Source organism: Rhodococcus sp. UFZ-B548, assembly GCF_903819475.1.
GTDB lineage: Bacteria > Actinomycetota > Actinomycetes > Mycobacteriales > Mycobacteriaceae > Rhodococcus_F > Rhodococcus_F erythropolis.
Map to the genome: position 1 here is coordinate 19,975 of NZ_CAIJDS010000042.1, position 16,853 is coordinate 36,827.

Consider the following 16,853-nt stretch of genomic DNA (forward strand, 5'->3'; position numbering starts at 1 on the left):
GTGTGCAACTGGGCTCTACTCTAGGCGATGCAAACGATTGCGCAATCGTTCTCGCAAAGGATTGCGCCCGAGAACACTGGAGGCCCCGTGACCACGCCGCAGTCCCTGTCCGAGCTTTTTGCCATCGACACCCTGCTGGACGCCGAGGAGATCGCGATCCGCGACACGGTCCGCAAGATGGTCGACGATCGCATTCGCCCGCACATAGGTGAATGGTTCGAAGCGGCAGCACTGCCGGCGCGTGAGCTGGCCAAGGAACTGGGCGCGCTCGGCGTTCTGGGCATGCACCTCGAGGGCTACGGCTGTGCCGGAATGAGTGCCACGGCGTACGGGTTGGCCTGCCAGGAACTCGAAGCTGTCGATTCGGGCATTCGCAGCCTCGTCTCGGTCCAGGGCTCGCTCGCCATGTTCGCGATCCACCACAACGGAAGTGAAGAGCAGAAGGAAGAATGGCTCCCGCGGATGGCGGCGGGTGAAGCCATCGGCTGCTTCGGTCTCACGGAACCCGATTTCGGATCCAACCCCGGCGGTATGCGAACCAACGCCAAGCGCGACGGCGACGACTGGATCCTCAACGGCACCAAGATGTGGATCACCAACGGCTCCATTGCGGACGTCGCCGTGGTCTGGGCGCGAACCGAAGACGGCGTGCGCGGATTTGTCGTTCCCACCGACACTCCGGGGTTCTCCGCCCCCGAGATCAAGAACAAGATGTCGCTGCGCGCGTCGGTCACCTCGGAACTGGTGCTCGAGGACGTGCGTCTTCCTGCCTCGGCGATGCTACCCAAGGCACGCGGACTTTCCGGGCCCCTCGGCTGCCTCAACGAGGCACGCTTCGGCATCATCTTCGGCGCGATGGGTGCCGCACGTGACTGCCTCGAGACCGCGATTTCCTACGCGCGTGATCGCAAGGTCTTCGACAAGTCGCTCGCTGCGTACCAGATCACCCAGGCCAAGATCGCCGACATGGCAGTCGAATTGGGCAAGGGTCAGTTGCTCGCCATCCACCTCGGACGCCTCAAGGATGCAGGGACGGTTCGCCCCGAGCAGGTCAGTACCGGCAAGCTCAACAATGTCCGCGAGGCCATCAAGATCGCCCGTGAATGCCGCACCATTTTGGGCGCCAACGGAATCACGCTCGAGTACCCTGTGATTCGCCACGCCAACAACCTCGAATCCGTTCTCACCTACGAGGGCACCTCCGAGGTTCACCAGCTCGTGATCGGTCGCGCTCTCACCGGTGAAGAAGCGTTCCGGTGACGGTCGACGCTGTCGGAGCGCTCGACGGGCTGGTGATCGCTGATTTCGGTCGCGTCCTCGCCGGCCCGTACGCCACGATGATTCTCGCCGACCTCGGCGCGGAGGTAGTCAAGATCGAACGTCCGGGTGTCGGCGACGACACTCGTAGTTGGGGTCCGCCATGGGTCGGGGACGAGTCGAGTTACTTCCTGTCGGTGAACCGCAACAAGAAGTCGGTCACTCTGGATCTGCGCGAGCCGGAGGATCTGGAGAGTGCGCGTGAGTTGGTTCGCGGCGCGGATGTAGTGGTTCAGAACTTCCTGCCGGGAACGATGGACCGGCTGGGATTGGGTTACGACTCTGTGCGAGAAATGAATCCGCGTGCCGTCTACTGCTCGATCAGCGGCTTCGGTGGCAACAACTCTTTGCCGGGATACGACCTGTTGATCCAGGCGGTGGGCGGATTGATGAGTATCACCGGCCCCGATCCCAAGACTCCCACCAAGGTCGGCGTCGCGGTGGTCGACGTCATCACGGGCCTACACGCCAGCGTGGGAATCCTTGCAGCGCTGCGCCATCGCGATCGAACGGGCGAAGGACAGCACGTCGAGGTCAATCTGTTGTCCTCGTTGCTCTCCGCGCTCGCCAACCAGTCGTCCGGCTATGTTGCCGCGGGCGTGGTGCCTCAGGCAATGGGCAATCGACATCCGAGCATCGCACCATATGAGGTATTCGACACCGCGGACCGTCCGCTGGTCCTCGCTGTCGGCAACGACCGGCAATTCGGTTCGTTGACAGAGGTTCTCGGAGTTCCCGAACTTGCCGCGGATGTGCGGTTCATCTCGAACCGGGATCGGGTCGCGCATCGAGAAGAGTTGTTCGATGCCGTCACTGCTGCGTTGGCCAAGGGCACTGCAGACTCGTGGTTCGAGGCGCTGACCGAGCGAGGTGTCCCGTGTGGACCTCTCAACGACATCGCCGACGCGATAGCGCTGGCGGAGCGACTGAATCTCGATCCGGTGGTGTCCATCGACGACCCGCGTCGCGATGCACCGACCCGGCAGGTAGCCAATCCGATTCGGATGAGCGGCACGCCGGCAACCTATCGGTCGGCCCCGCCGCGGTTGGGGGAGGACAGCGTTCCCACTCCGTCGGGAGTCAGTTGACCCAAGCGAATCGGCCACCGGAATACCCGGTGGCCGATCTGCGTGTGTGGGTGACTCAGCTGACCTTCAGGACCAGCTTTCCGGTGTTCGCACCGGCGAAGAGAAGATTGAGGCTGTCGCCGAACGCGTCGATACCCCCGTCGACGACGTGCTCGCGGGCAGTCAATTCGCCACTCTTGATCCACTTTCCGATCTGCTCCTGCGCTTCTGCGTAGCGATCGAGGTAGTCGAAGACCACGAAGCCGGCCATCGTGGCCCGATTGACGAGAAGTGACAGGTAGTGCGCGGGGCCTGGCTGAGGCTCGGTGGCGTTGTAACCCGCGATGGCGCCGCAGATGACCACCCGAGCGCCCAGGCGCAAACGGGAGAGAGCAGCGTCGAGAATTTCTCCGCCGACGTTGTCGAAGTAGACGTCGATACCGTCGGGAGCGTTGGACTTGAGCGCCTTGTAGACGGATTCGTTCTTGTAGTCGATGGCGACATCGAAGCCGAGGTCCTCGGTGAGCCACGCGCACTTCTCCGGACCGCCGGCGATGCCGATGACCTTGCATCCGTGGAGCTTTGCGATCTGACCGACCAGGCTGCCGACCGCGCCCGCGGCACCGGATACGACGACGGTGTCACCGTCTTTCAGCTTTCCGACGTCGAGCAGTCCGAAATATGCGGTGACGCCGGGGAATCCGAGAGCTCCGAGCCAGGTCGGTAAGGGAGCGATCGATTCGTCGACCCGGGTCACATCTGTTCCGTCGGACACTCCGTACTCGGAAGCGCCGAACGATCCCGCCACGATGTCCCCGACCTGGTAATCGGGGTGTTGGGATTCGGTGATGCGTCCGACGCCGTGGGCGCGCATGACGGAACCGAGCTTGACCGGCGGAACGTACGACTTGACGTCGTTGAGCCAACCGCGCATCGCGGGGTCGAGGGAGAGGTATTCGACCTTGACGACAAACTCACCCGGCCCGGCGGACGGGATCTCGGCGTCGACATATTCCCAGGTGGAAGCGTCGGGAAGTCCTGTCGGGCGGGCGGCGAGGCGTACTTGGCGGTTGGTCATCTCTCCCCTTCGGCGAAACGAATTGAACTTGAGGCCGGATTCAATATAGGTGATGGATCACGAACTGGGAAGAGTTGGATGAACCGATTGACGACTATGTATGTTCGATCGATGAGCAATGTCGTCGAAGACGCGCCTGGTTGGTTCACTCGGGCGCTGGAAGCGCCGGTCGAGACGGGGTCGGTGGAGGTCGAGGGCGCTTCGGTGCACTTTCGGGCTTGGGGGTCGGCGGGGCCGGGAATTGTGCTGATCCACGGCGGCGCAGCCCACAGTCGCTGGTGGGATCACATCGCGCCGCAGTTCGCCGAGGGGCGGCGCGTCGTCGCTCTCGACTTGACGGGCCACGGAGACAGTGACACTCGCGATGCCTACGCGATATCCCAGTGGGCTCGCGAGGTGCTGGCGGCGGCCGAGGCCGGGGGAATCGACGGCAAGCCGATTCTGGTGGGGCACAGTATGGGTGGGATTGTTTCCTTCGTGGCCTCGCATCTGCACGGCGAACTGTTGGACGGCGTTGTCATCATCGATTCGCCACTCAAGGCGCGGACGCCCGAAGAGGAGGCAGCTCGACGCCAGAATGCGTTCGGCCCCAAGAAGGTTTACCTCACCAGGGAAGACGCGATGGGTCGATTCCGCTTCGTTCCGCCCCAGGATTCGGGACTGCCTGCGGTGCGTGACCATGTGGCAGCCACGTCCATGGAGGAAGTCGATGGCGGTTGGTCATGGAAATTCGATCCGAACTTCTTTCTCCGAGTTGGTGCCGAAGATGTTCTCGACAGTGAACCACGTTGCCGCGTAGCCTATTTCCGAGCTGAGAACGGTATCGTGTCCGATCGACTCATGGAGCACATGCGCGGACTGTTCGGACCGGAGGCCATCGTGGCGGAGATTCCCGAAGCCGGCCATCACGTCATGATCGATCAGCCGTTGCAACTCGTGACCGGGGTGCGAACTGTGTTGAGTGCGTGGGCCGTCGCAAGTCAAGTGCCGGTAAATCAAGCGGCAGGTAACATCGAGGAAAGGGTAGAAGCATGAGCACGGAATTGACTCTCGAACCGAAAGTTGAAGCTGCACTGCAGTTGTGGCACACCATGATCGAAACCGGTGACCTGTCGGCACTACCGACCATTGTCGCGCCCGACGCGCAGTTCCGATCGCCCACCGGATTCAAGCCGTACCAGTCCGCGGATGCCGTTGTGCTCATTCTCAATACGGTGATCCAGGTGTTCGAGAATTTCGAGTACCACCGTCAGTTCGCCGGAGCCAACGGTCGGCAGGTCGTTCTCGAATTCAGTGCGAACATCGGAGACAAGAGCCTCAAGGGAATCGACATGGTCGAATTCGACGAGGACGGCAAGATCGTCGATTTCGAGGTCATGGTGCGTCCGGCCAGCGGGCTCGCCGCATTGGCTGCCGAGATGGGCCGCAGGCTCGGGCAGACGCTACCGACCTACAAGGCCTGACCTGAGTCCGGGCGCGGGCCCAGTCTGCCTGCTCAGCTGGTGCGGAATCCACCGTTGGAGTGAAGGAGTTGTCCTGTTATCCAGCCTCCGGCGTCGGACATCAGAAATCGAACGAGGTCTGCAGTGTCGCCGGGAGTACCCAGCCGGCCGGCAGGGGTCTGGAGGGTTGCGGCCTGTCTGATCTCCGGTGTCATCCACCCTGTGTCGATCGGTCCTGGGTTGATGACGTTTGCCCTCACGCCGCGTGATCCAAGTTCGAGTGCGGCGGCGATGACGATGCGGTCGAGAGCGCCCTTGCTGGCCCCGTACGGAAGATTGTGGGCCGCATGGTCGCTGGTGAGTGCGATGATCCGCCCAGTCACCTGACTGACGTCGCGCTGCTCCGGAAGGCGTTCAGCGAACGCTTTGATCAGCAGCCAAGAGGCGCGGGCGTTGACGGCGAAATGTCGTTCCCAGCTCTCGACGGTGGTATCGAGGATCGAGCTGTCGACGCTTTCGCAATGCGAGAGCACCAGCCCACGAAGGTCATTCCGCGATGCGGCAGCGTCAACGAGCTGTGCGGCCGCATCCGGCGAGGCCAGATCTCCGGGAACCAGGTCGACACGGCTCCCGAGTGCGCGACACTTCTCGGCAACGTCCTGCGGATCGTGCGCTCCGCGGACGAACCCGACGCGTTCGTCATAAGGCGCCCAGTAGCCGATCGTCAGATCCCAACCATCCTCGGCGAGACCCAATGCGAGGGCTGCTCCGATCGACTTGCTCCGGCCGACGCCGGTGATCAACACGGTCCCGCGCCTGTCAGACACTGCTCGCCTCCAGAGATGTCCTGCAATTCAAATGGGGTGAGGTCACTTCAGTTGGAAGCATCACTGTAGCGGGCGAGCTGTCGACTGTATCGAGCGAGCTGTCGCCGTAGGTGCCTCGACCTGACCAGTGTCTTGACACGGCGCTGGTCACAGCGTTTGACTGAGATGCAAGCTCGAGTTGATTCGCCGGACTGTGTCCCGGGAGGTTGACCTATGCGCGGCAATGGAATTGCAGGCAAGGCTTTCTCAGGCGAGGGCTGTAGACGTGGACAAGAATCTCACCGAGCAAGGTCTCATCGCGGGACCGTCTCGGTTCTGGCTTTGGTTGGGGTGTGCGTACTTTCGTTTGCCACCACTCAGATGGCCGGCGCGCAACCGGTTGCAGAGAATGTCGATACCGGGTTCGTGATCCCTTTTGCCGGGGCACCGGTCTACGAGAGCGTCGCGCCCACGCAGATGACTACTCCGGATCAACTCAACCAGCCACTCGGTCAGCAGACTGCGGAAGAGATTGCCGCGCAGATCGGACTCGAGCCAGCCGACGCTTTGACCGAGGAGCAGTATCGCGACCTCATGACCGGCGGTGGGATCGGTGGCAATCTCGAGGATGCCGAGGTGATCGACGAATGCGCTCGGATTCTCACCAATACGAACGGGCGGCCCCTCTATTCCGGCACTACGCCGTCGGTTCTGGCCAGTTACGGGTTGTACGTGAATCCCGACGGATTGCTGGAGAGTCCGGCCAACGCGGATGCGCCGACGCGACAGGTGAATACGCTGATCGCCCCTGGCGGTTTCGTGGGCACCTGGTTGCGCAACAACGGTGCGACGCACACTCTGATTGCGCTCTATCACTCGGCATACACGGTGCAGGCAGTCTACGGATTTGCAGCGCAACAGATTTCGGGAGAAGCACAGCTGGTGACCAACACCAAAGGCGATGTGAGTTCGGAAGTCGGCATGTCGATGGCGCCGCCGCTCTGGATAGTGAACTTCGCACTGCTCTACATCTTGAAGCCGTCACTGGCGGCGGCCATGCCTGCGCACTGGGCTCCCATTCCGCCTGCCGTTGCCGACGCCGTGAAGGCGAGTCCCACCGGTCAAATCGCCTTCAGTGACTATGCGTCCTATTTCGAGTGATCGGTCTGCCGGACAGCGCTGACGAACTTCTCGATCAAAGCGTGGTCCTTGACGCCGCGGGAAGACTCGACGCCGCTGGAGACATCGACGCCCCAGGCACCGGTGGCATCAAGAGCGTCACGGACGTTCTCCGGGGACAGTCCGCCCGCCAGGATCCACTGGCCTTGGGGGCGCGATTGCTGTTGTGCCCAGTCCCACGGCACGCCGGATCCGGCGTCGGCGCCGTCGATCAGAAGTTCGTCCTCGCCGAGGTCGAGGTTGTAACCGTCGCGGACGTTGCTGGAGACAACAGCGCGGATGACAGTGAGGCCGGCGTCGTGCAGCCGCTGCACTTGCTCGGCGTCGACCAGATCGTGAATCTGCACGGTACGAAGACCGGTGATCTCGGCGATCTCGAGGACCTGATCGATCGGGTTCCCGAGAAATACTCCGATTGCCCGGATGTGTTCGGGGATTCGTGCAAGAAGATCGACTGCGAGTGCGGGGTCGACTTTGCGGACGCTCTCGGCGAAGACGAAACCGATGGCGTCGACGCCCAGGCCCACCGCGAGGTCGACCGTGTCAGCGTCCCGCAGCCCACAGACCTTGATGAATGTCACCTGATACACAGTACTAGCGTCGTCGCCGTATCAGCGTGGTCGTCTAGCCTCGTGTGTGCGACATTTCTACGTGCGAGAGGCTTGACGTGGACTGGCTCTACCGAATCAGTTTGATCTCGGGACCACTGCCGGTGATCCTGACTGTGCTCGGGGTCCTGGGTGGTGTGTGGCTGCTCGGTTCGAGCGTTCGCTGGTACTACCGCAGAGCGGTACCGATCGCGGGGCTGATCGCACTGGTGATCATGATCGCCGTCTGGATCACCGTCGAAAAGGTGATCGTGCCGTTCCCGGATCCCATCGAGATGTCGATCTACGTGTGGATCGGAATCGGTATCTACGCGGTGCTACTTCTCGGGCCGCGAATCAAGGCGGGCGGAACGATCGCGAAGGCGGTGGTGTCCGTCGTTGCGACCGTTCTGGTCATCGTCACCGCCGCGACGCAGATCAATCTGGTCTTTGCTGCCTACCCGACGGTGGGAATTGCCTTCGGACACGATGATTTCGACCGCATTTCACTCAGCGAAGTTCCCGGTCCGACGGATCCTGTTGTCACCGGCGATCCCACCGACACGGTGTGGAAAGCGCCGGAAGGCATGCCGATTCGCGGACGAGTCACGACTTTGCCTGTTCCCGGAACGATTTCGGGATTCTCCGCGCGCGATGCCCAGGTGTATCTGCCGCCGTCGTACTTCACCAATCCGCGTCCACTACTGCCCGTCCTGGTGCTCATGGCCGGTCAGCCTGGCAAGCCCGAGGACTGGCTCCAGGGCGGAAAGCTCACCGCGACAATGGATGCTTTTGCCCGGGATCACGAGGGGTTGGCGCCGGTCGTCGTGATAGCCGATGGAACAGGCTCGCAGATGGCCAATCCGCTGTGCACCGACTCGTCGCAGGGCAAGGTCGGCACGTACCTGGCAAAGGATTTGCCCGCTGCAGTGGCGAATGCGTTCCAGATCGACACGAACCCGAGGGCGTGGGCCATCGGCGGACTCTCTTACGGCGGTACCTGCTCGCTGCAGATGGCTACCAACTACCCCGACGTGTATCCGACGTTCCTCGATCTCTCCGGTCAGTTGGAGCCCTCGCTCGGTGACCGACAGCGAACCGTCGACGAGATATTCGGCGGCGACGAGGCGGCATTCGTGAAGGTGAATCCGATGGACCTGCTGGCGACCCGGAAGTTCCCGAACTCGGGCGGAGTGTTTGTGGTCGGAACAGATGACAACGAGTTCAAGCCCGGCCAGCAAAAGGTGTACGAAGCGGCCAAAGCGGCCGGAATGGACGCCAGATATCTCGAGCTTCCCGGTGGTCACAGCTTTTCGGTGTGGTCGGCCGGCGTCGAGCAGGAGCTGACGTGGATCTCGCAGCGAATGGGTCTGATCAGCTGAATCCTGTTCCGGTTTTGGAACGTGTTCTATATTCGGTGTGTGGCTGCCGTTCGGCAGTCTCTCGATCGTTCACCGACTGGAGTTCAGGCACATGTACGAGTGGTCCGACACCGACCTGATGTTCCGCGACGCCTTGCGGGGCTTTATCGACAAAGAGGTGCGACCTCACGTCGACGAGCTCGAAAGTGGTGCGCTACCGCCGTTCGACATCATTCGCAAGCTGTACTCGACCTTCGGTCTGGCCGACATGGCACGCGAGGGCCTCGAGAAGTCGCTCGCACGCGAGCGCGGCGATGCTCCGTCCGGTGACGGTGAGAAGTCGAGCGCCTTCAGTGGCGCCGGCAGCATGGGCGTTGTGCTCAACAGCGAATTGGCCGGCGTCAGCCTCGGTCTTGTCGCGTCGTTGGGCGTCAGCCTCGGATTGGCCGCTGGAACTATCCGCAGCCGCGGCACACTCGCGCAGAAGGAACGCTGGCTCCCTGGCTTGGTGACTTTCGAAACCGTCGGTGCATGGGCGATCACCGAACCGGACTCCGGCTCGGATGCCTTCGGCGGTATGAAGTCCTACGTACGCCGCGACGGTGACGACTACATCCTCAACGGCAACAAGACCTTCATCACCAACGGTCCGTACGCCGACGTGATGATCGTCTACGCAAAGCTCGACGAGGGGGACGCGTCGGTTGATCGTCGTGACCGCAAGGTGCTCGCCTTCATCCTCGACAAGGGCATGGAGGGGCTCACGCAGAGCCCGCCGTTCAAGAAGATGGGAATGAACTCCTCGCCCACCGGTGAGCTGTTCTTCGACAACGTCCGCATCACCAAGGATCGTCTGCTCGGCGAAACCGAGGACAGCGGAAAGTCCGACGGAAAGTCCAGCGCCAAGGAGAGCTTTGCCGCCGAACGCATCGGAATCGCGTCGCTCTCACTGGGCATCATCAACGAATGTCACCGTCTGAGCATCGAATACGCGAAGTCCCGCAAACTGTGGGGACGTGAGATCGGGCAGTTCCAGCTCATCCAGCTCAAGCTCGCAGAGATGGAGGTCGCTCGAATCAACGTGCAGAACATGGTCTTCAACGCGATCGAACGCACCGCGGCCGGAGACAAAGTGAGCCTGGCGGAGGCGTCGGCGATGAAGCTGTACTCGTCGCGCGCAGCGACCGAGGTCGCGATGGAAGCCGTGCAGCTGTTCGGTGGAAACGGCTACATGGCCGAATACCGAGTCGAGCAGTTGGCGCGTGATGCCAAGTCGCTCATGATCTATGCGGGCAGCAACGAAATTCAGGTCACCCATATCGCCAAGGGCCTCCTGGGCTGACACCGGAACGTTTTCGCTGGTCGGTCGACCGCAGCAGGAACCGGATAGTCTTGCTGCGGTCGGCGACACCGCGCCGGCGGATTGGAGTAAGCAGTGAACGAGCCAGATCCCACAAATGTTCATCCGATGGCCGGGCAACCACGAGTGGTGTTGCTGAAGCCGTTGATCGACAACCCGTTGATCGAGGTAGGGGAGTACACCTACTACGACGATCCGGAGTTCGCCGAAGAGTTCGAGACTCGAAACGTGTTGCATCACTACGGTCCCGACAAACTGGTGATCGGAAAGTTCTGCGCCCTGGCCACCGGTGTCACCTTCATCATGAACGGCGCGAACCATCGTATGAACGGTGTCTCCACCTACCCGTTCCCGATCATGGGCGGCGATTGGGCCAGGCACATTGATTTGGTGCAGGATTTGCCGTCGCGCGGTGACACCGTCGTGGGGAACGACGTGTGGTTCGGCGGGAACGTGACAGTCATGCCCGGTGTCCGGATCGGCCACGGGTCGATCGTGTCCACCGGCGCCGTCGTAACGCGCGACGTCCCGGACTACGCAATTGTCGGCGGCAACCCGGCGATGGAGATCAAGCGCCGCTTCAGCGCTGAAGACATCGAGAAGTTGGTGCGAATTGCGTGGTGGGACTGGCCGATCGAGAAGATCACCCGCCACGTCCGAGTGATCTCGGACGGAAGTGTCGCGGAACTCGAAGCGGTCGAGTGATCTCCGCGCCCGCTAGTTCGTTCGTGTGAGCGAGTAGTTCCGGACATAAAGCAGGGCGGCCGCGAGAAGGCCGACGGCAAGACCTGTTGCGGTGAAGGTGATCAGGTTCGGCTCGAGGTCGAAGTGGATAACGGCCGATGCCGGGTAGGGGTTCTGAGGGTCGCGCGGTTCGGGAAGGACCACCGAATAGAAGGTGGGCGGCCAGATTCGTCCGACAACGGCAACCGCGAGTCCGTAGGCTGCGCCGAAAGCTGAAAGGGCAAGCGGAAGAGCAAATTTTCTACCGTGCGCGTCGCGGGCCAGTCGCCATCCCGTCGCGTTCAGTATCGCCGAGACGACAACGGCGACAGCCGTTCCGACCATCAGGAACCAAGCGGCCGCGGGGAACCAATGTGGTGCGTCGGAGTAGCTGTAGCCGTCGATCACCCACATGTACCCCGTCTTGCCGTCCTCTATCGGCGGCGGTGGTGGAGGTTGGATGCCGATATGTTCTGTCCGCGTGGATGGCGTGGCAAATCGCCAGGCGAGCACTCCGAGGACGCTCAGGAGTAATCCGGTCGCGATGAAAACTGCGAAGAGTGGTTCTGCAACACGGTCGCGCAGCGTTGTGAATCGCATTCGAGGATCGTCTCATCTCAGCCCGAGATCGAGACTCTTTGTCGGTGGCTTGTATTAGCTTGTGCGCATGACTCTCACACTCGGCATGATCACTTTCGACAGTCTCGATCCCGGTCCGCTCGCAACGTGGTGGGCGGCGCAGTTGGGCGGAAACATCGTCGAGGAGAACGACGGTTGGTTCTACATCGTCGCGGTCCCTGACAGCGCCACCAACTTCGCATTCCAGAAGGTCCCGGACCCCACTGCCGGCAAGAATCGCATCCATCTCGATTTGGGGAGTCCGGATCTCGACGCCGAGGTGGCGCGGCTCGTCGAGGCCGGAGCAACCGAGCACCACCGGGAGAACATGGACGGTTTCCGTTGGGTGACGCTCCTCGATCCTGATGGGAACCAGTTCTGCGTGTCCGGTCCTCACGCCTGAGCTGACAGGTTCTGAGCTCACCCGATTCGCGCCCACTGATTTCGTGCCCACTGATTTCGCGGGCACCGATTCGGGCATGATGAGGGGCATGACTTCTCAGACTTCTCGGACCGGGGCCGACGCAGTCGGCCTGTGCAGCTTCGTCGATTCGTCACCGTCGCCGTTCCATGTGTGCGCGACGGTGGCGACCGAGCTGACGGCCGGTGGGTTCGTCGAAGTCCACGAAACGCAGTCGTGGCCCGCCGAGCCCGGACGGTACTTCCTCGTGCGCGGTGGTTCGCTGATTGCCTGGAGCACCGAGGGCGTGGGAAACACCGCTCCGTTCCGGATCGTCGGAGGTCATACCGACAGCCCGAACCTGCGGGTCAAACAGCATCCCGACCTCACTTCGGCCGGGTGGCAGATGGTGGGCCTCGAACCGTATGGCGGTGCGTGGCTGAACTCCTGGCTCGACCGCGATCTCGGTATCTCCGGACGATTGAGTGTCCGGGTGGGAAACACGGTGGAGCAGAAGCTGGTTCGCATCGACGACCCGATTCTGCGTGTTCCGCAGCTGGCTATCCACCTGTCCGAAGATCGCAAGGGCGTGACGCTGGATCCGCAGCGGCACGTCAACGGAATCTGGGGCGTGGGTTCGAAACCCAAGTCGTTCATCGGATTTGTCGCCGAGCGTGCGGGTGTAGCCGCGTCGTCGGTTCTCGGCTGGGAATTGATGACACACGATCTTGCGCCCAGCGCAGTCGTGGGGGTGGACAAGGAATTGGTCAGCGCCCCTCGGCTGGACAATCAGGGCACGTGTTATGCAGGGACACAAGCACTTCTGGCCGCAGTCGAGTCGCCCGGTCAGCAGGTCCCGGTGCTCGCACTCTTCGATCATGAAGAGGTCGGCAGCATGTCCGACCGTGGAGCTTTCTCAGATCTGCTGAACACCGTGCTCGAACGGATCGTGTTGGGGCGCGGTGGTGGCCGCGAAGAATTCCTGCAGGCGATGGCGGGCTCGGTGTGTGCGTCGGGCGACATGGCTCACGCGACGCACCCCAACTACCCGGACCGCCACGAGCCCGCTCATCGGATCGAGATCAACGGTGGGCCTGTACTCAAGGTGAACCAGAACCTGCGATACGCCACCGATGCGGCCGGTGCAGGCGAATTCGCGCTCGCGTGTGATCAGGCGGGAGTGCCGATGCAGCGCTACGTCCACCGCGCCGATCTGCCGTGCGGCTCCACCATCGGACCCATCACGGCATCACGGACCGGACTGTCCACCGTCGACGTCGGCGCACCCCAGCTCGCGATGCACTCGGCCCGCGAGTTGATGGGCGCGGCAGACGTCCGCATGTATGCCGACGCGCTCGGTGCCTTCCTCACGCCTCGAAGTTAGAGGGCGCGTAGTCAAAGTGCCGAGAGCCCGGCGGGTGCGGCCGGGAGACCCTCGAAGAAGTCGGCGCTCGGTGTGAAGAACATCGAGCCCGTCACGGCCGTCGAGAAGTCGAGTAGTCGGTCGTAGTTGCCGCGGGGGTCGCCGAGAAACATGTTCTCCAGCATCCGTTCGGTGATCGCAGGCGTGCGGCAGTAGCCGATGAAAAAGGTGCCGATCTCGTCGTCACCGAGGCGCCCGTACGGCATGTTGGCACGCAGGATCTCGAGAGCCTTGCCGTTCTCGTCCTTGATTGCGTTGAGCGCGACGTGCGAGTTGGCCGGCTTCACGTCGGACGTCATCTCGATGTCCTCGAGCTTGCTGCGCCCGATCACACCCTCCTGCTCGTCGACGGTGATTGCTTCCCAATCGCGCATCTTGTGGATGTAGCGCTGGATATGGACGTAGCTGCCGCCGGTGAACGCAGGATCCTCGTCGCCGACCGTCACTGCAGCGACGGCGTCGCGGCCGACCGGATTCTCGGTGCCGTCGACGAAGCCGATGAGGTCGCGGTTCTCGAAGTACTGGAAGCCGTGAACCTCGTCGACCACCGTGGCCGCGCCGTGCAGTCGCTTCGTGATCTGCCGAGCCACCTCGAAACACGCGTCCATACTCATCGCGCGGATGTGGAAGAGCAGATCACCGGGAGTCGACGGCGCCGAGTGAACGTCACCCTGCAAAGCGGTGAACGGGTGCAGCAGCGCAGGGCGCTGACCGGCGAACAGTCGATCCCAGGCCAGCGAACCGATGCTCGTCACGACGTCCAAACCCGATCCAGGGACACGCAGCCCCACAGCCCGCTGCAGGCCGGCGACATCGGCGAGCACTTCTCGTGTGGTGTTCTCGCCACCCGGATTCACGGTCGCGACCAGGAAAATTGCAGCCGGAGTGAGGGGAGTGGTCACCGACTGGGACTGTGCCGTGAGGTCGGCTTGACGAACATCCTGGGGCATGCGAGACCTTTCGAGGGAAAGAATGAACCGGCCTGACCTTAAGAAAACCGACCGGATTACCCAAACCGGGGCGGGTGTGACGGGCGATACTTCGCAGGCCCGGAGGTGTTGCGGGTGCTGCCGTCTGCGGAAGTCGTCGGCCCACACCGATAGACTGTCCCCCGGCACGTTCTTTCGTTGGGCACATTCGTGGTGTCCCGCTCCGCGCCGGCTTGCCTCTTGACTCCCGTAGGGAAGGGACCACTCTCCAGTGTCTGCTCACCAGGTCGATACCGTCACGCACGCATCGGCTGATCCCGATGCCGCTCAGCCGTTCAAGGAGCTCGGTCTCAAGGACGACGAATACGCACGCATCAAGGAGATCCTGGGCCGCCGTCCCACGGACGCCGAACTGGCGATGTACTCGGTGATGTGGAGCGAGCACTGCTCGTACAAGTCCTCGAAGGTCCACCTCGGATACTTCGGCAAGACCACCACCGACGAGATGCGCGCCAACATGCTGGCCGGAATCGGCGAGAACGCCGGCGTCGTCGACATCGGTGACGGCTGGGCAGTCACGTTCAAGGTCGAGAGCCACAACCACCCGTCGTACGTCGAGCCCTACCAGGGTGCGGCAACCGGTGTCGGTGGCATCGTCCGCGACATCATGGCCATGGGTGCTCGTCCGATCGCCGTCATGGATCAGCTTCGGTTCGGTGCTGCTGACGCCCCCGATACCCGTCGCGTCGTCGACGGTGTCGTGCGTGGTGTCGGTGGATACGGAAACTCCCTCGGCCTCCCCAACATCGGCGGCGAGACGGTCTTCGACGAGTCCTACGCAGGCAACCCGCTGGTCAACGCACTGGCAGCCGGCGTCATGCGCGTCGAGGATCTGCATCTGGCCTTCGCTTCGGGTGCAGGCAACAAGATCATCCTGTTCGGCGCGCGCACCGGTCTCGACGGCATCGGCGGCGTCTCGGTCCTCGCGTCGGCGACGTTCGACGACGAGGGTGGAGACACCGGCGGACGTAAGAAGCTCCCTGCGGTTCAGGTTGGCGACCCCTTCACCGAGAAGGTGCTCATCGAGTGCTGTCTCGACCTCTACAAGGCCGGCCTCGTTGTCGGTATCCAGGACCTCGGCGGCGCCGGACTGTCCTGCGCCACCTCCGAGTTGGCTGCGGCCGGCGACGGCGGCATGCACATCAACCTCGAGAAGGTTCCGATGCGCGCCACCGGCATGACCCCGGCCGAGGTGCTCTCGAGCGAATCGCAGGAGCGCATGTGCGCCGTGGTCACGCCCGAGAACGTCGATGCGTTCATGGAGGTCTGCAAGAAGTGGGACGTCCTGGCCACCGACATCGGCGAGGTCACCGACGGTGAGCACCTCACCATCTCCTGGCACGGCGAGACCGTCGTCGACGTTCCCCCGCGCACCGTCGCTCACGAAGGCCCGGTCTACAACCGTCCCGTCGAGCGCCCGGCAAGCCAGGACGCGTTGATCGCGAACACGACCGCCGGACTGAAGCGTCCCGAAACCGACGCCGAGCTCGAAGCGACCCTGCTGAAGATGATCGCCTCGCCTGCCCTGTGCAGCCGCAAGTGGATCACCGAGCAGTACGACCGCTACGTCCGCGGTAACACCGTCCTGGCCGAGAACGCCGACGGCGGTGTCATCCGCATCGACGAGAAGACCGGACGCGGCATCGCACTGTCCACCGACGCTTCGGGCCGCTACACCGCGCTCGATCCGTACACCGGCGCCCAGCTCGCATTGGCTGAGGCTTTCCGCAACGTGGCAGTCACGGGCGCAACGCCCAAGGCCGTCTCCAACTGCTTGAACTTCGGTTCGCCCGAGGACCCGGGTGTCATGTGGCAGTTCCAGCAGGCTGTTCGCGGCCTCGCCGACGGTTGCGCCACCCTCGGCATCCCCGTCACCGGCGGCAACGTCAGCTTCTACAACCAGACCGGATCCACGGCCATCCTGCCGACGCCGGTGGTTGCCGTCCTCGGTGTGATCGACGACGTTCACCGCCGTATCCCGACGGGCCTCGGACTCGAGCCTGGCGAGACGCTGATCCTGCTCGGCGACACCCACGACGAGTTCGACGGTTCCATCTGGTCGCAGGTCGAGCACGGTCACCTCGGTGGCGTGCCGCCGAAGGTCGACCTCGCCCGTGAGCAGCTGCTTGCGGACATCCTGCTCGCCTCCTCGCGTGACGGACTGGTCACCGCAGCTCACGACCTCTCCGAGGGTGGACTGGCCCAGGCTGTCGTCGAAGCCGCGCTGGCCGGCGAAACCGGTTGCCGCATCCTGATTCCCGAGGGCGCAGATCCGTTCGTGACCCTGTTCTCGGAATCGTCCGGACGCGTCCTGGTTGCGGTTCCTCGCACCGAGGAGACCCGCTTCACCGGTATGTGCACCGCTCGCGGCTTGCCGTGGACGCGTATCGGGGTCGTCGACGAGGGCAGCGACTCCGTCGAGGTCCAGGGACACTTCTCCGTCACGATGGCCAAGCTCCGTGAGGCCTTCGAGGGAACGCTGCCCGCACTGTTCGGGTGATAG

16 protein-coding genes are annotated in these 16,853 nt (G+C 62.9%); 11 read left to right on the forward strand and 5 right to left on the reverse strand.

Features of this window, described 5'->3' with window-relative positions:
* Positions 1–87 precede the first annotated feature (87 nt).
* Positions 88–1,260: an acyl-CoA dehydrogenase family protein gene (locus H7C86_RS27130; RefSeq protein ID WP_029256136.1), complete on the forward strand. Its 1,173-nt coding sequence runs from the start codon at positions 88–90 to the stop codon at positions 1,258–1,260.
* A complete protein-coding gene (locus H7C86_RS27135; RefSeq protein WP_182262595.1) occupies positions 1,257–2,405 on the forward strand; it encodes a CaiB/BaiF CoA-transferase family protein in 1,149 nt (382 codons plus the stop codon). The genes H7C86_RS27130 and H7C86_RS27135 overlap by 4 nt, the downstream gene beginning before the upstream one ends.
* A gap of 55 nt (positions 2,406–2,460) precedes the next feature.
* Here H7C86_RS27135 and H7C86_RS27140 read toward each other — a convergent pair whose 3' ends face one another.
* Complete coding sequence (locus H7C86_RS27140) at positions 2,461–3,462, reverse strand: NADP-dependent oxidoreductase (RefSeq protein WP_003939765.1); 1,002 nt, start codon at positions 3,460–3,462, stop codon at positions 2,461–2,463.
* A gap of 111 nt (positions 3,463–3,573) precedes the next feature.
* On the opposite strand from H7C86_RS27140, the gene H7C86_RS27145 reads away from it, so the two are divergent.
* Together H7C86_RS27145 and H7C86_RS27150 are read left to right on the forward strand one after the other, a co-directional pair.
* On the forward strand, positions 3,574–4,497 hold the full coding sequence (locus H7C86_RS27145) for an alpha/beta fold hydrolase (RefSeq protein WP_182262596.1): 924 nt from the start codon (positions 3,574–3,576) through the stop codon (positions 4,495–4,497).
* On the forward strand, positions 4,494–4,925 hold the full coding sequence (locus H7C86_RS27150; protein WP_046379194.1) for a nuclear transport factor 2 family protein: 432 nt from the start codon (positions 4,494–4,496) through the stop codon (positions 4,923–4,925). Before H7C86_RS27145 ends, H7C86_RS27150 begins: the two co-directional genes overlap by 4 nt.
* Positions 4,926–4,957: 32 nt before the next feature.
* On the opposite strand, the gene H7C86_RS27155 is transcribed toward H7C86_RS27150, so the two are convergent.
* Positions 4,958–5,731, reverse strand: a complete 774-nt coding sequence (locus H7C86_RS27155; protein ID WP_021332096.1) for an SDR family oxidoreductase — start codon at positions 5,729–5,731, stop codon at positions 4,958–4,960.
* Positions 5,732–5,944: 213 nt separating this feature from the next.
* Here H7C86_RS27155 and H7C86_RS27160 point away from each other — a divergent pair, with 213 nt between their 5' ends.
* The gene (locus H7C86_RS27160) at positions 5,945–6,871 is read left to right on the forward strand and encodes a hypothetical protein (RefSeq protein ID WP_182262597.1); all 927 of its coding nucleotides are present in this window, start codon (positions 5,945–5,947) and stop codon (positions 6,869–6,871) included.
* On the opposite strand, the gene H7C86_RS27165 is transcribed toward H7C86_RS27160, so the two are convergent.
* Positions 6,859–7,470 carry a phosphoribosylanthranilate isomerase gene (locus H7C86_RS27165; RefSeq protein WP_042952822.1) on the reverse strand — a complete coding sequence of 204 codons (612 nt, stop codon included), beginning with the start codon at positions 7,468–7,470 and terminating at the stop codon, positions 6,859–6,861. The two genes, H7C86_RS27160 and H7C86_RS27165, sit on opposite strands and share 13 nt — an antisense overlap.
* 86 nt (positions 7,471–7,556) lie before the next feature.
* Between H7C86_RS27165 and H7C86_RS27170 the strand changes: the two genes are divergently transcribed.
* The 3 genes from H7C86_RS27170 (at position 7,557) to H7C86_RS27180 (ending at position 10,902) form a co-directional block, all read left to right on the forward strand.
* The gene (locus H7C86_RS27170) at positions 7,557–8,858 is read left to right on the forward strand and encodes an esterase family protein (protein WP_020908943.1); all 1,302 of its coding nucleotides are present in this window, start codon (positions 7,557–7,559) and stop codon (positions 8,856–8,858) included.
* A 91-nt stretch (positions 8,859–8,949) separates the two neighbouring features.
* Positions 8,950–10,179: an acyl-CoA dehydrogenase family protein gene (locus tag H7C86_RS27175; RefSeq protein ID WP_007733810.1), complete on the forward strand. Its 1,230-nt coding sequence runs from the start codon at positions 8,950–8,952 to the stop codon at positions 10,177–10,179.
* 126 nt (positions 10,180–10,305) lie between these two features.
* On the forward strand, positions 10,306–10,902 hold the full coding sequence (locus H7C86_RS27180; protein WP_230090996.1) for a CatB-related O-acetyltransferase: 597 nt from the start codon (positions 10,306–10,308) through the stop codon (positions 10,900–10,902).
* A 12-nt stretch (positions 10,903–10,914) separates the two neighbouring features.
* On the opposite strand, the gene H7C86_RS27185 is transcribed toward H7C86_RS27180, so the two are convergent.
* The gene (locus tag H7C86_RS27185) at positions 10,915–11,520 is read right to left on the reverse strand and encodes a hypothetical protein (RefSeq protein WP_042952816.1); all 606 of its coding nucleotides are present in this window, start codon (positions 11,518–11,520) and stop codon (positions 10,915–10,917) included.
* Between the two features lie 67 nt (positions 11,521–11,587).
* Here H7C86_RS27185 and H7C86_RS27190 point away from each other — a divergent pair, with 67 nt between their 5' ends.
* Positions 11,588–11,941: a VOC family protein gene (locus H7C86_RS27190; protein ID WP_020970627.1), complete on the forward strand. Its 354-nt coding sequence runs from the start codon at positions 11,588–11,590 to the stop codon at positions 11,939–11,941.
* A gap of 88 nt (positions 11,942–12,029) precedes the next feature.
* Positions 12,030–13,322, forward strand: a complete 1,293-nt coding sequence (locus H7C86_RS27195; protein ID WP_024487294.1) for a M18 family aminopeptidase — start codon at positions 12,030–12,032, stop codon at positions 13,320–13,322.
* A gap of 11 nt (positions 13,323–13,333) precedes the next feature.
* Here the strand turns inward: H7C86_RS27195 and H7C86_RS27200 are convergent, their stop codons facing one another.
* A complete protein-coding gene (locus H7C86_RS27200; protein ID WP_182262599.1) occupies positions 13,334–14,311 on the reverse strand; it encodes a Dyp-type peroxidase in 978 nt (325 codons plus the stop codon).
* Positions 14,312–14,561: 250 nt separating this feature from the next.
* Between H7C86_RS27200 and purL the strand changes: the two genes are divergently transcribed.
* Positions 14,562–16,850: a phosphoribosylformylglycinamidine synthase subunit PurL gene (purL, locus tag H7C86_RS27205; RefSeq protein ID WP_019745104.1), complete on the forward strand. Its 2,289-nt coding sequence runs from the start codon at positions 14,562–14,564 to the stop codon at positions 16,848–16,850.
* The last annotated feature ends 3 nt before the right edge of the window (positions 16,851–16,853 follow it).

Coding starts and splice junctions, on each gene's coding strand:
- H7C86_RS27190 (WP_020970627.1), top strand. CDS start 11,588: ATGACTCTCACACTCGGCATGATCACTTTCGACAGTCTCGATCCCGGT.
- H7C86_RS27175 (WP_007733810.1), top strand. CDS start 8,950: ATGTACGAGTGGTCCGACACCGACCTGATGTTCCGCGACGCCTTGCGG.
- H7C86_RS27195 (WP_024487294.1), top strand. CDS start 12,030: ATGACTTCTCAGACTTCTCGGACCGGGGCCGACGCAGTCGGCCTGTGC.
- H7C86_RS27185 (WP_042952816.1), bottom strand. CDS start 11,520: ATGCGATTCACAACGCTGCGCGACCGTGTTGCAGAACCACTCTTCGCA.
- H7C86_RS27200 (WP_182262599.1), bottom strand. CDS start 14,311: ATGCCCCAGGATGTTCGTCAAGCCGACCTCACGGCACAGTCCCAGTCG.
- H7C86_RS27180 (WP_230090996.1), top strand. CDS start 10,306: ATGGCCGGGCAACCACGAGTGGTGTTGCTGAAGCCGTTGATCGACAAC.
- H7C86_RS27150 (WP_046379194.1), top strand. CDS start 4,494: ATGAGCACGGAATTGACTCTCGAACCGAAAGTTGAAGCTGCACTGCAG.
- H7C86_RS27160 (WP_182262597.1), top strand. CDS start 5,945: ATGCGCGGCAATGGAATTGCAGGCAAGGCTTTCTCAGGCGAGGGCTGT.
- H7C86_RS27140 (WP_003939765.1), bottom strand. CDS start 3,462: ATGACCAACCGCCAAGTACGCCTCGCCGCCCGCCCGACAGGACTTCCC.
- H7C86_RS27145 (WP_182262596.1), top strand. CDS start 3,574: ATGAGCAATGTCGTCGAAGACGCGCCTGGTTGGTTCACTCGGGCGCTG.